The sequence below is a fragment of the Paenibacillus sp. JNUCC-31 genome (genome assembly GCF_014844075.1).
GTDB lineage: Bacteria > Bacillota > Bacilli > Paenibacillales > Paenibacillaceae > Paenibacillus.
The window spans coordinates 4,886,669-4,898,645 of sequence record NZ_CP062165.1; the positions used below are offsets into that span (position 1 = coordinate 4,886,669).

The 11,977-nt window shown below is 45.4% G+C and carries 14 protein-coding genes; 5 read left to right on the top strand and 9 right to left on the bottom strand.

Annotation, left to right across the window (positions count from 1 at the left end):
• Positions 1–258: a YqkE family protein gene (locus JNUCC31_RS21145; protein ID WP_192264448.1), complete on the bottom strand. Its 258-nt coding sequence runs from the start codon at positions 256–258 to the stop codon at positions 1–3.
• Positions 259–751: 493 nt separating this feature from the next.
• Positions 752–1,399: a peptidylprolyl isomerase gene (locus JNUCC31_RS21150; RefSeq protein ID WP_192264452.1), complete on the bottom strand. Its 648-nt coding sequence runs from the start codon at positions 1,397–1,399 to the stop codon at positions 752–754.
• A 255-nt stretch (positions 1,400–1,654) separates the two neighbouring features.
• Here JNUCC31_RS21150 and JNUCC31_RS21155 point away from each other — a divergent pair, with 255 nt between their 5' ends.
• On the top strand, positions 1,655–2,866 hold the full coding sequence (locus JNUCC31_RS21155; RefSeq protein WP_192273205.1) for an MFS transporter: 1,212 nt from the start codon (positions 1,655–1,657) through the stop codon (positions 2,864–2,866).
• Positions 2,867–3,054: 188 nt separating this feature from the next.
• Here the strand turns inward: JNUCC31_RS21155 and JNUCC31_RS21160 are convergent, their stop codons facing one another.
• The 3 genes from JNUCC31_RS21160 to JNUCC31_RS21170 form a co-directional block, all read right to left on the bottom strand.
• Positions 3,055–3,255 carry a hypothetical protein gene (locus JNUCC31_RS21160; protein ID WP_192264455.1) on the bottom strand — a complete coding sequence of 67 codons (201 nt, stop codon included), beginning with the start codon at positions 3,253–3,255 and terminating at the stop codon, positions 3,055–3,057.
• A gap of 29 nt (positions 3,256–3,284) precedes the next feature.
• On the bottom strand, positions 3,285–3,668 hold the full coding sequence (locus JNUCC31_RS21165; RefSeq protein ID WP_192273547.1) for a hypothetical protein: 384 nt from the start codon (positions 3,666–3,668) through the stop codon (positions 3,285–3,287).
• An 82-nt stretch (positions 3,669–3,750) separates the two neighbouring features.
• Positions 3,751–3,912: a hypothetical protein gene (locus JNUCC31_RS21170; RefSeq protein WP_192264458.1), complete on the bottom strand. Its 162-nt coding sequence runs from the start codon at positions 3,910–3,912 to the stop codon at positions 3,751–3,753.
• 110 nt (positions 3,913–4,022) lie between these two features.
• On the opposite strand from JNUCC31_RS21170, the gene JNUCC31_RS21175 reads away from it, so the two are divergent.
• Positions 4,023–4,340, top strand: a complete 318-nt coding sequence (locus tag JNUCC31_RS21175) for a hypothetical protein (protein ID WP_228469155.1) — start codon at positions 4,023–4,025, stop codon at positions 4,338–4,340.
• Between the two features lie 164 nt (positions 4,341–4,504).
• On the top strand, positions 4,505–6,406 hold the full coding sequence (locus tag JNUCC31_RS21180; protein ID WP_192264464.1) for a sensor histidine kinase: 1,902 nt from the start codon (positions 4,505–4,507) through the stop codon (positions 6,404–6,406).
• Positions 6,407–6,482: 76 nt separating this feature from the next.
• On the opposite strand, the gene JNUCC31_RS21185 is transcribed toward JNUCC31_RS21180, so the two are convergent.
• Both JNUCC31_RS21185 and JNUCC31_RS21190 read right to left on the bottom strand, forming a co-directional pair.
• Positions 6,483–6,725, bottom strand: coding sequence for an NHLP leader peptide family RiPP precursor (locus JNUCC31_RS21185; protein ID WP_192264468.1), 243 nt, complete (start codon positions 6,723–6,725; stop codon positions 6,483–6,485).
• Between the two features lie 54 nt (positions 6,726–6,779).
• Positions 6,780–7,727: a hypothetical protein gene (locus JNUCC31_RS21190; RefSeq protein WP_192264471.1), complete on the bottom strand. Its 948-nt coding sequence runs from the start codon at positions 7,725–7,727 to the stop codon at positions 6,780–6,782.
• Between the two features lie 220 nt (positions 7,728–7,947).
• Here JNUCC31_RS21190 and JNUCC31_RS21195 point away from each other — a divergent pair, with 220 nt between their 5' ends.
• Positions 7,948–8,685: a hypothetical protein gene (locus JNUCC31_RS21195; protein WP_192264474.1), complete on the top strand. Its 738-nt coding sequence runs from the start codon at positions 7,948–7,950 to the stop codon at positions 8,683–8,685.
• 53 nt (positions 8,686–8,738) lie between these two features.
• Here the strand turns inward: JNUCC31_RS21195 and JNUCC31_RS21200 are convergent, their stop codons facing one another.
• Together JNUCC31_RS21200 and JNUCC31_RS21205 are read right to left on the bottom strand one after the other, a co-directional pair.
• On the bottom strand, positions 8,739–9,992 hold the full coding sequence (locus JNUCC31_RS21200) for an acyltransferase (RefSeq protein ID WP_192264477.1): 1,254 nt from the start codon (positions 9,990–9,992) through the stop codon (positions 8,739–8,741).
• 160 nt (positions 9,993–10,152) lie between these two features.
• Positions 10,153–11,157 carry an LCP family protein gene (locus tag JNUCC31_RS21205; protein ID WP_192264480.1) on the bottom strand — a complete coding sequence of 335 codons (1,005 nt, stop codon included), beginning with the start codon at positions 11,155–11,157 and terminating at the stop codon, positions 10,153–10,155.
• Positions 11,158–11,348: 191 nt separating this feature from the next.
• Here JNUCC31_RS21205 and JNUCC31_RS21210 point away from each other — a divergent pair, with 191 nt between their 5' ends.
• The gene (locus JNUCC31_RS21210) at positions 11,349–11,900 is read left to right on the top strand and encodes an undecaprenyl-diphosphatase (RefSeq protein WP_192264483.1); all 552 of its coding nucleotides are present in this window, start codon (positions 11,349–11,351) and stop codon (positions 11,898–11,900) included.
• Positions 11,901–11,977 lie beyond the last annotated feature (77 nt).

Below are 11,977 nucleotides of genomic sequence, written 5' to 3' on the forward strand. Positions count from 1 at the left end.
TTACTTATGTTTCTTCCAGTCCATCGAACTGTTGTTCAACAAGTACTCAAAATCATTATCTTTTCGCTTCTGTTCCGCTTTACGGACTTCTTCAGCTTGCTGGCGTTCCTGCTCTTTGCGGTCTGCCTCGGCAGCCTTGGCTTCGTCCGCCTGAGCTTTCAGTTTCTCCAGTACATCACTGCTCAGCAGGTCCTTCAGTGTGGTCGGTTTATCCTGTGCTGCTTTGGGAGCAGGGGTGTGTTTTTTTGATTTTGCCATGGGATAATCTCCTTTCAAAAACATGAATCAGCTTCCATTTATATTTCAGTAGTCATAGTATATCAGGTTCACGTATCCCATTCCATGAAACGAAAGAACAAAAGCAGGAAATAGAGGGTTACGTGACGAATGAAAGCGGGTATAAACTCATATATTATTACCGATACTGCGACTATTCCCTGAAGAAAGGAGTCGTTGTTCGTGGAAGTAAACCGCAGTTTACTGAAAGGGCTTGCATGGGGTGTAGCTTTCAGCTGCCCACTATGGATTGCGATCATCGGATGGTTGCGTTTGATGGGATGGATGTATTGAGAACAGCGGGTTGCAGAGCTGCTGCATATAGAGTCGTGCCAGATGAGGGCATTTTTTATAAAGCCATTTATGTAAACGCTAACATTGAATAAAGCTCTGCCTTGCGGGAATGCGCAGGACAGAGCTTTTGTTTGTCTTACAAGTAAAACGTAGAGCTGATGATGATTGGCTGTATTAGCAATTAAGGCATTTTCACCGGTTCTGGATACTCCAGACCGTGGGTGTCAACCGTGACTTTTTTCATCACCTGATCGTTAACCGGTTTGTCATGTTCGCCTATTGGTTGAGCCGCAATGCCATCAACAACGTCCATACCTTCTGTTACTTTACCGAATGTGGCATACGCATTATCCAGATAATCGGCATCCGCTAACATGATGAAAAACTGGGAGCCTGCGGAGTCCAGATTATCGGATTTACGTGCCATGGAGATGACTCCACGGGTATGATTCAAATGATTTTTGTGCCCATTGGAAGTGAATTCACCCTTAATGGTATATCCGGGACCGCCTAGACCATTGCCGTTCGGATCACCGCCTTGAATCATGAACCCTGGAATGACCCGATGAAAGATCAATCCGTCATAGAAACCTTTATTCGCTAATGAGATGAAATTGTACACGGTATTGGGCGCAATCTCAGGATACAGCTCGATGACCATTTTTTGCCCGTCTTGCATTTCAATTGTAGCCACTGGATTTGGACCTTCAGGCGGTGCGGGGACAGCTTCCGTTGCGCCACTTGAAGGGCGTCCGCAACCACTAATGACGATAAGCAGCATCGCCAGAACGAGCGACACAGCTGTTGTTTTTTTCCACCGAAAAGACATGAGAACGTTCCCCCTTGCATCTCTGCATAATATATTTAGTCAGAATTATTCTCGGATAATCCCTCAACTATCATACCGTTTTTGCGGACAAAATGGCAATGCAAGGCAGATGTTAAGGACAGCAAGGGATGGTGTAAATGCTTACAGAGGTGTAAAATAAGGAAAATGCTTCCGCAGCAGGGACGTACGGGTCTGTTCCGTCCGCTCCAATACACGGCAGTCCCGGCGTCAGTAACGGAAAGGACGTGCGGGTATATGGACTTCTCGTGGAAGCGTAATCTGGTGATTTTGTGGATTGGTGTGTTTTTTTGCAGCACCGCTTATTCAATCTCCATCCCATTTCTGCCCTTGTTTCTGAGTGGCGATCTGGGCGTTCGTGATCACCTGGAGTTCTGGTCAGGACTTGCCTTTGGCATCACATTTCTGGCAAGTGCACTGGTGTCTCCCTTCTGGGGATCACTGGCTGACAAATACGGACGCAAGCCAATGCTGATCCGGTCGGGATACAGCCTTGCGGTTTTGTATTTGATCAATTATTTTGTGCAGGACCCCTATTCGCTAATCGTGGTTCGTTTGTTTCAGGGACTGCTGGCGGGGTTTGTTCCGGCGGCCATTGCGCTGGTGGGCACCAACACACCGGAAGAGAAGACAGGGTATGCACTGGGTATCATGTCTACAGCCGGGGCAACAGGGGGTATTATTGGCCCGTTAATTGGCGGGGTGGTAAGCCATTATTACGGTAACCGGAATGCGTTTTTATTTTCAGCCATCGTGGTGTTGGTCTCCGCTCTGATCGCGACGTTCTGGGTAAAAGAAGAGAACTTCAACCGGAACAAAGCCCGTTCCCACGTGATGGATGATATTCGGGAAGCCAGGGCCAATCGATTATTTATTACGGTGCTTGGCATGATGGGCATATGTACGTTCTCTGTCATGATTCTGGAGCCATTATTGACCGTGTACGTGATGGAAATGGGCATTCAGCCTGATCGTGCCTCTCTCAGCTCGGGTATTATTTTCTCCGCAGTTGGTGTAGCAACGGTCATTATGGCACCGCGATGGGGTAAAATTGGTTCGCGAATCGGATATGGCAAAGTGCTGATCATTGGCCTCGTTGGTGGGGCGATTGGTAACCTTCTGCAGTTTTTCACTACAGGTTATATCGGATTCGGCATATTGCGATTTGTGTATGGGCTGTTTTTCGCTGCGGTGTTCCCGGCGATTAATGCGATGATTGTGCAAGTGACTGAACCTGGCTTCCGTGGCAGAGCATTCAGCCTGAATCAATCAGCTTCTCAGATCGGTACGATGGCAGGACCGATTATCGGTGGTGTTCTCGGTGGCTGGCTGCCGATTCGCTGGATTTTTATCATCAATGGAATTGCACTCCTGATTACCGCCATTGTGGCGAAATGGGCCAGACTGGAACATAAATTGCCGGGAATGGGCAAATCTTTGTCGAAATAAACGATAATGATCCATGGGCAAAAGAGTAGAAGATATGTAGAGAAGATGGCTCCGTAAGTTACGGAAGTCATCTTTTTCTGTGCGGATTTTTCCATTCTTTAATAATATAAAAACAAAAAGAAACCTCGGTGTGAAGAGGTTTCCTGTGTTAGTATTTGGAAGCCGATTCCAAGCCATTTGAATGCAGCCTACTTTCGGTTTCGAGCAGATGCATTCTTCGAAGATTGTTCTTCCTTGGGAATGGCATGCTCCACAGCATCAAGCTGATCCTCATCTTTTAATGCTCCCGGGAAAGATTCTTCCGTGAACAGTCCGAATCCCGGATCAATATCCCGTTCGGTCACCAGGTTATCAGGCTCGTGTACATCTCGTTTGTGTTTATCCTTCATCGTGTTTGCACCTCCTTATCAGGCTAGGGTTACACGTGTTCGCGCCGTGGTGGGTTATCGCCCTCAGGTTTGGCATCTGCACCGGCACCGTTCAGCAGGTCTGTACCGTGCAGCGCATCCGGATCGGGTGCAGCTGGATCAACCGGACTGTCCGGTTGCAGAAGATCGGCATCAGGTACGGATTCAAGCGGCGTTTCTGCCAAGCGGGAATCCAATTCCTGTTCCTTCACAGCTGTCGCAGCTGCAGGCGGCATACCCACCATATCCTCGGTATTGATTCGTCTTCCGGAAACTTCATCAAAGGTATCCATATCTCCTTCAGGAACCTCCGTTTCCGGTGGAATATCACGTAACCTCTGATATCGGTCGTAATAGCGATCGCTCTCTTCATTGCTGATCGGTTTGTCTGACATAAGTAACACTCCCTTTCAGTGGGTTATATTCAATGGTTGTTTGTTTCAGTATGATTCCCTTGAGTTGCCAAAAAGCTACGACTTAAAATTTGGGAAATACATACTTGACCAGAAAGTACAGGAAACCGAAAAAAATAATGATATAAGCTGCATATTTGATAAATGTGGAAGCGACTCTGCTCGAGTCTGACTTATGTTGAATGTCTTTATGTTCTACCTCTACCGTTTTGTGTGGCTCGTTCATTCGAATCATCTCCTTAAAGGGTAAGTGTTTGCTTTGAAGAACCATTACACCTGGAAGGGAAGCTTGAATCGCCATGGGTGGTTTGCAGCATTTGATGTTTTCCCTATGTTATGATTAGACATGCAAAGTTGAGGGAGGGATTTCAATTGGATTGGTATACGCTAGGCAATATGATCACTCGAATCCGAATTGGGCAGAAGGCATCTACGCCTGGTTTTTCCCGTACCGTTATTCGCCGTCCAGATGGGCTGTTCTGGGTAGGCGGAATATGGTCAGGACAGGTTGTCCAGTTACGGGATTATCTTTTCTCAGATATATGGACCATCTATGACGATGAGGAAACGGAGCAATGGTTGGAATTCCGTACCGACGTTGAACAGAAAGAGCGTGAAATGATTGAAAACCAGTTCGAAGATTTGCGCGGTTAACAGAAAGAATCCTCGAATTTCCGATAGAGAAATGGAAAAAGAACGATATATTTACTAAAATATGAATTTTCATTTTCCTCCAAGAAGGTGACACGTTAAACCATGGCGAATGATAAATGAGAGGACTTGGGGTTAGAGAAAATAAGAACTTTGAGGTGCTGTAAATGAAAAATGTGCCCAAAGCTATCAGCATCTTATGGATGAGCCTGTTGATTATGCTCTGCTTGCCGCACGGGATAATCTCAGCAAATGCAGGAGAGGTTAAGAGACCTGTATCCATTACGGGATGGGAAGTAAAATGGGGGAACGCAAACGATCAGGGGTTCATTAGCGAGGTTCAAGGTTCGGACGAGATCTGGGAGAAGCAGAGCGCCGAAAAGATGGAATACAGCATCATTGATCCACCTTCAGGCTCGCTTTGGACTCGTGTGACTATTCCTGAAATAAGCGATGATAGCTCGGCAATTCGCTTTGAGAATATTAAAGGGAATCATATTGTAATCTACCTGGAAGATCGTAAGGTGTATGAGAACTATCATTACAATTATGATAACAATGCTGTATTGCTTCCCTTATCAAGTGAAAATTCTGGTGGAGCACTATATGTCTGGTCCGAGAATGAGAAAGGCAGACTTGGCATCTACGGAACGGTTCAGGTTGGGTCGTATGCTACATTGCAGGAAAAGTACATTCACAATGGATTACTTGATGTGATATTGGGGGCTACCTTTGTATTCACAGCCATTACCATGCTGAGCTGCACATTTTTCCTGGGCAAATTTCATAAAGGATTGTGGATTTCGCTATGCATCGTAATGGGTTCCATTGGAACAATGATCATCACCTATTCGCAATTTTTATACACGTTCTACCAGGTTTACGGTAATCTATACTCCGTATTGTTTGACTTGGCAATGCTGATGGGCATGCCTGCACTCTGTTATTTTTTTGAACAAATTATCGGACCAGGTCCTTATGGCATCTTCACCAAACTGAGAAAATTCCAATTTATCTATTCCATAGTTGCTGTGGCTGCCCTGTTCATCAGTTTTATTTCCAGCGGTCAGTGGGACATATTCTACAGTGTGTTGGTTCAGAACGTGATTGGATTCATTCTCGTAGTCCTTTTGAGTATATTATTGATCGGCACAATCACCAAGGCGTTACAGCGGAACAGGGAAGCCATTTTGCTTGCTACGGGATTCGGCACATTTGCCTTAATCAGTGTTGCTGAACTACTGTGGTATTACCAGCGAAATGGAACCTATCACCTGATCTGGTGGAAATGGTCGATGGTTGCCTTTGTAATTTCTCTTATTGCCATACTGGGAAGTCGATTTGCTGAAAAACATACCAAAGTGCTTGAATATTCCAAAGAATTGGAGTTGTTCAATAATGAATTGCAGCGCTCTGAGAAAATGGAGATTATTAGTGAACTGGCAGCTTCGGTTGCCCATGAAGTTCGTAATCCGCTGCAGGTGACTCGAGGGTTCCTTCAACTCATGACGGAGCAGGAGGACAACAAAAACAAGGGATATGTGCGAATTGCTCTGGAGGAGCTGGATCGGGCTTCTGGCATTATTACCGATTTTCTTACGTTTGCCAAACCCGAGTTTGATCATATTACCTCTCTGAATATCGGGGATGAGTTTAACCATATTGAAGGCATTCTTGTACCAATGGCTAATCTGGAAGGTGGTAAAATTACAACCGATATTCCTCCGAATCTATGGATCAGAGGCAATTCTTCCAAGTTCAAACAGGCTTTTATCAATATAATTAAGAACAGTATTGAAGCTTTGCAGGGACAAGGTCAGATTGATATCTGGGCCTATGCCCAGGATGGGTTCGTCAAAGTGCATGTCAGGGACAATGGGGAAGGCATGGATGAGGAAGCGCTGGTCCGGCTTGGAGAGCCATATTTCTCAAATAAAATTAAGGGAACGGGTCTTGGGATGATGGTCACCTTCCGAATCGTGGAGGCCATGCATGGGCAGATCAGCTTTACAAGCACAAAAGGGGTAGGAACGGAAGCTGTTGTATCTTTTGCCGAGTTCGTCGAATGACACTCGGCAGAAGCGTACAATGGCTTTTTTCGTTCACTACCCCATGTGTTATGAATACACGTTCAATTAAGCTTGCTTAACTTCTCCATGGTCCGCAGTTCACGTCATAATTCACTTTGGATGGATTGGGAGGAATCACGAGAACATAATCGTTCTGTTGTTCTTCAACAGTACGAACTTGAATGTGTTCAGGAATATCAATGCCAAATGCTTCACGAAGCGCCTGCTTCGGATTGGAGTGCAGCTGTTGTCTAAAGTGCTCATCTGTCCAGGCTTTCTCAATAATATCCTCATGCAACGTTTTTTCTGATACCATCATCGTCAACATTCCCTTCATATTTAAAATTCAACTGAACCAGCTCGCCTCTTGTGATCAGGAACCATGATGCTGCTCGCTCATCCAGTAATGAAACCCGCCTTGAAGTAGCATTTTCTTGTGCTGTTCAATGTTCTGAACAGCCTGTCCCAAAATGCTGCATAAGTAGGAATTAAACGCTTCGAGATGCGGAATTCCCAAGTTAGAAGATGTTAATTTCATGTTATATTGTCTGGCGATGTTAACATATGAGTTCATGAATTGAGTATTGTACACATTATCATGTACACATTCGCTTACAGGATGAGCCGGGTAAGGGTGTTCCAATGCTGTGGATATGTGGGAGAGGAAGCTGTTGTAATTTCCATGCACAGCATCTTGTTTCGTATCTGTGAAGTCATCTGTCATCTGGAGTGTCATCAATGCAATATTGACGGCAGAACATACCGAAGTAATGCGATGCCCTTGTTCCAAAAGAAGGAGTGAACCAGCTGTTCCAAGCTGAAGTGGGGCGGCTTTTTGTGCGATTAACAACGGGCTTCTCTTGAAATAATCAATGGAGTTCTCACCGGTGACACTCATGGCCCAATCCTCGACGTACTGCCTGAAATATGTCCAGAATGGAGAAGATAGGCTGAAAAGCTCCGAATATGCACAGAGGGCGTCCATATAGTATAGATTACCCAGTGATAACTTCAGTGTCGTATCTGCGGGGCGTTCATCCATAACTTCGTCCTGATTTAGAAAATATAACATATGCATGAGACAGGCAGTACTCAGTCTGTGTGCTTTCGCTTGGGGGAGTCCATCCGAGAGATGCATCCACAGCGGAATAATATAGCCAATATAGCTGTGACCCGAATCTCGTAACAAAGGATTGACCAAATGAATCTGTTCTAGTGCATGTTCTGACATTGGTTCAGGATATTTCTGTACCAGCTGCTCTGCCGCAGCGAACACCACCTCCACATCGGATTTAAACGGATCAAACCATTCTCTCCGCATCGTTTGGTTACGCCCTTCCCGTGATAAAGTGATTAAGGACTATTTGACTAGATCATGAAGTTACTGTAAGTATACCGGAAATGAATTGAAAAAAATAGGAGGTTTAGTGATGAATTGTGAAAAAAATAATGACTTTTTGTATTTTTATGGCATAAAAAAGGGGAAGTTAGGCTCAAACTAAGAGAGCATAGGATTTTGACATATGAAAGGCGGCAGAGAAATGAAATACAGATGGAAAATGTGGATGGCAGCCGGACTGGCAGCCATATTTATATCAACAACAAATGGACATATGGCGTTTGCTGATTCGAACAGAATTGTTGAGGAGCCCCATGCGGTGATATCTTCCACCTCCACAAATCAGACCAAGCCTTGTATGCAGGCAAGCCATGGCCTGTTTATGATTGGGGAGACCGCAGATTTACTCGGTATTGGGCTTCGGGACATGAAGGATCAGATGGAGCTTGGCAAAACGCTGACTCAGATTGCCAAAGAACGCAAGGGACTTAGTGAAGAACAATTATTGGAGAAGCTGAAGCCGTCGCTTTCTCAGCGATTGGATAAAGCTGCTGAAGAAGGCTGTCTCACGAAAGAGCAGGCAGCAGCAGCCAAAGCGGGTATGGATACCAAGCTGAAGAAGGTAATCAATACACCTCTGCGGGAATTAAGACGTGAGTTTGTTCACCATGGCAGCAGACGTCCGATGATGGACAAGGGAGCTATTGCGCGCTTTATCGGCATCACTCCAGAGCAACTTCATCAGCAGCTTCAGAGCGGGGAGTCGCTGGCTGAAATTGCTCAGGCAAAAGGCATCAGCGAAACGCAGCTGGTGGACAAGCTGAAGGAACAATTGACAGGTGACCTGAAGAGATTCGTCAATCAGAAAGGGAATGCACATCATGCTCCCGCTCCTCAGGATCCAGTACCCGGACGATCGGCTTCTACAGAAGTGAAGTGAGAAAAGAAAGAGCGTCTTCCACAAGGAAGACGCTCTTTTTCATCCAACGATGTCTAACTGGTTTCTGGGCTGCGATTAGAGCGGGCTGATGGATGAAGCTCAGGTGAACTTCTTTTGCCCAGAGCAACAGCACTTTCTTGCAGGCCCGGATGAATACGTTTTTTACGATACAGTCCGATGGTGAAGCGGGACCCGGGAAGTTTTGAAAGTCCCCAACTGATGGCAAGAGACAGTGCGGCAGTTACGACGAACGACAGTAGTGTTATGGGCAGATGCCAGCCACTGATCTGGAGCGGTCTGGTGACATAAGCGATTCCATAGATGACCAGTGCATGAACAAGGTACCCACCGAAGGAATATCGACCGATCCACGCCAGAAGACGTTGAAATGGTCTGTCTTTGTCACGCAGCAGTACAAGAAGTCCATAGAACATGAACAGCTGCGCCATAATAATCAAGAATGTCGTCGGTTTCAGATAGGTTGAAATATTCAGGTTGACGACATCTCCTGATCCCCGCAGCACATCGTAACCTAACCAGATATACATTCCAACGAACATACAAATCATCCAGGGCAGCACACGTGTAGTCCAGCTCCTCCAGCTATCGACCGACCAGGCACATACGGCGCCAAGCAAAAAGTAGAACGAGTACATAATCCATGAATAGGAACGATATTCCAGCAAACTCGACCAGGGTTGGGTTAAGGCTGTTGTCCACCCGCCCATATCATAGTAGGACCACTTCATCAGCAATGTGTACAGCGCTGACGCGGTGACAATCAGCACAATGACCGATTGCGTGGGATTAATACGGCTGAACTTTCCGATAGATCGTTGAATGAATTTGGCTCCTGTAAGAAACAGGGGGAACAAAATATAGAATTGGAACACCATAATGACAAACCACAGATGGTATCCTGTCTGTGGCAGGAACAGTTCGCGAACAAGACTACGGAAGTCCGGCGTACCCGAAAGCCAGAACTCGGGGGTGAATATCCGTACGGACAACCAATAGATGAACGTCCATACCACAAAGGGCACATAGATATCCCCAAACCGTTTACGAATAAACCGGGGGTAATCCGGTTTGGTGTGGCTGTGATGGTAGAACAAGAGTACTCCAGACAGAAACACAAATGTTGGCGTGCCAAAACGAGTCAGATGATAAATCATGATCAGCATGATGGAATCCGGTTGTTGAATATCAGGACGATATATATATTCCGCGATGTTATGCTGCATCACAATGGCGAGAAATGCGAGGCCTCGCAGTTGGGTCCATTCCATGATTCGCGGTTTATTCACGTGTATTCCTCCTTCGTGGTTCCGGAATTCATCATTTAAGGGTACCTGCTGAACATTAAGGCTGCATTAAATGGGGAAAATAGGTATAAGAAAAGACGGCCTTAGCCGCCTTTAAATCAAAATTTATTGCTAAACTTGCTTCTTTTTGTTTTCATCCAATTTAGTTTAAGTCTTGTATTTTCGTCGATTGATCCTCTGAAGATTTCGCATCTTCCTCAAATAAATTCTGAATGTAGCTATGGAGTTTCGGTTTATTTACACCAAGTACCTGAGCAGAACCTACAAGCTCGTTCGTTAACAGCTTGTTTGGGGGAATCTGTTGTTTATCGATTTCATTCACGTTGATATCGAATCCGAGCGAAGCCAATTTTAACATCTGCGTTGGGCTGAGGTCTGTTTCAACATAGGGAGCGATGGCTTCCAATATTTCAGGGATTTTGAATAGTGAAGTTGTGCTTTGCATCTTCTTGGCCAGTTCAGTCATGAAAATCCGCTGCCGCTCTGTGCGGGTAAAATCGGAGGTGGCATCATGTCTGAAACGGACATACTGGAGAGCGGTTTTTCCGTCCATATGCTGCAGTCCCTTTTTAAGATCAATATCGTACATATGCTTGTCTGCTTTACTGGTGTAATACATGTCTTTCTCCACATCAATGTCAATCCCGCCTACAGCGTCAACCAGTGCCATAAACCCGGTGAAGTCCGTGTAGACGTAATGCTGAATGGGAATACCGAGCAGGTTACCCACGGTTTGTTTGGTCAGATCAGCACCCCCATAAGAAAAAGCTGCATTAAGTCTGCTCTTTCCATGGCCTGGAATCTCAACATAGGTGTCCCGCAGAACAGAGAAGAGGTGGGCTTTCTTGGAGATCGGATCAATGGAAGCGACCATGACGGAGTCTGAACGGCCGGCATCATCCCCCCTGGAATCTCCACCTAGAAGCAGGATGTTCACCCGTTCTTTCCCGTCCCATTTAGGAAGTGGTGTGGATGGGGATTCTGCGTTTTGATCTGTCCCTGAAGATGAATCGGAGGGAGAAGTCGTACCGGAAGCGGTCGAGATGCTATTGGCAAAATGAACGATCGAATATCCGTAGTATACAATGACACCCGTTACGGCAAGTGCCAGGGTCAGGGCGGTCCCCCATAACCATTTCTTAAGCATAATCTTCACCTTTCTATGAATGAACTGATATGTAACCCAAACTATTTTAACAAAAAGAAAGAGAAATGTCCCCTTTGATTTCGAATGTTCGGTTGGGAGCAGGAATATTTGACAAATAGTTTGTAGCTATTTATCATTTATCATGTAAAAAATAATCATGGTTTTTGTAATGGAGGTATTAAACGGCTATTATGAATCAATCCATATTTAATTGGATCAATCAGTTTGCAGACCGAATTCCGTTCCTGGACTGGTTTATGGTTACATCGGCTGAATATGCCGTCTGGGTTATGATTGGACTGCTTGTCATTGTATGGTTTCTCGGTGAACCTTCCAAGCAACGAATTGTATTTTATGCATGTGTAGCTTCGATTGTAGCGCTTAGTCTGGCCAAATGGGGAATTTCACCTATGGTGGGTCATCCGCGGCCATTTATGGAAGGTACGGTGAATCAACTGGTACCGCATGTACCAGATCCATCTTTCCCAAGCAAACATGCTTCTTTTGTTTTTGCTCTAGCTGCGGCATCTTTCTTCATCGGACGTCGCTTTGGATTATGGATGTTGTTGCTCGCTTTACTGACAGGAGTATCACGTGTATATGTAGGTGTACATTATCCTGGGGATATTCTGGGTGGGTTCATTCTGGGTAGTTTGGTCAGTGTAATCTTGATTGTTACGCGCAATTACACGAAGTCGGTTCCCGATTTTTTCATCAACCTTCATCGTCGGATTTTCCGTTAAAACGCAGAATATGTAGGTTAGGAAGGGAACTTTCGCTTACGAAGCCTTACGTTTTTGGTACGCCAAAGACGTAAGGC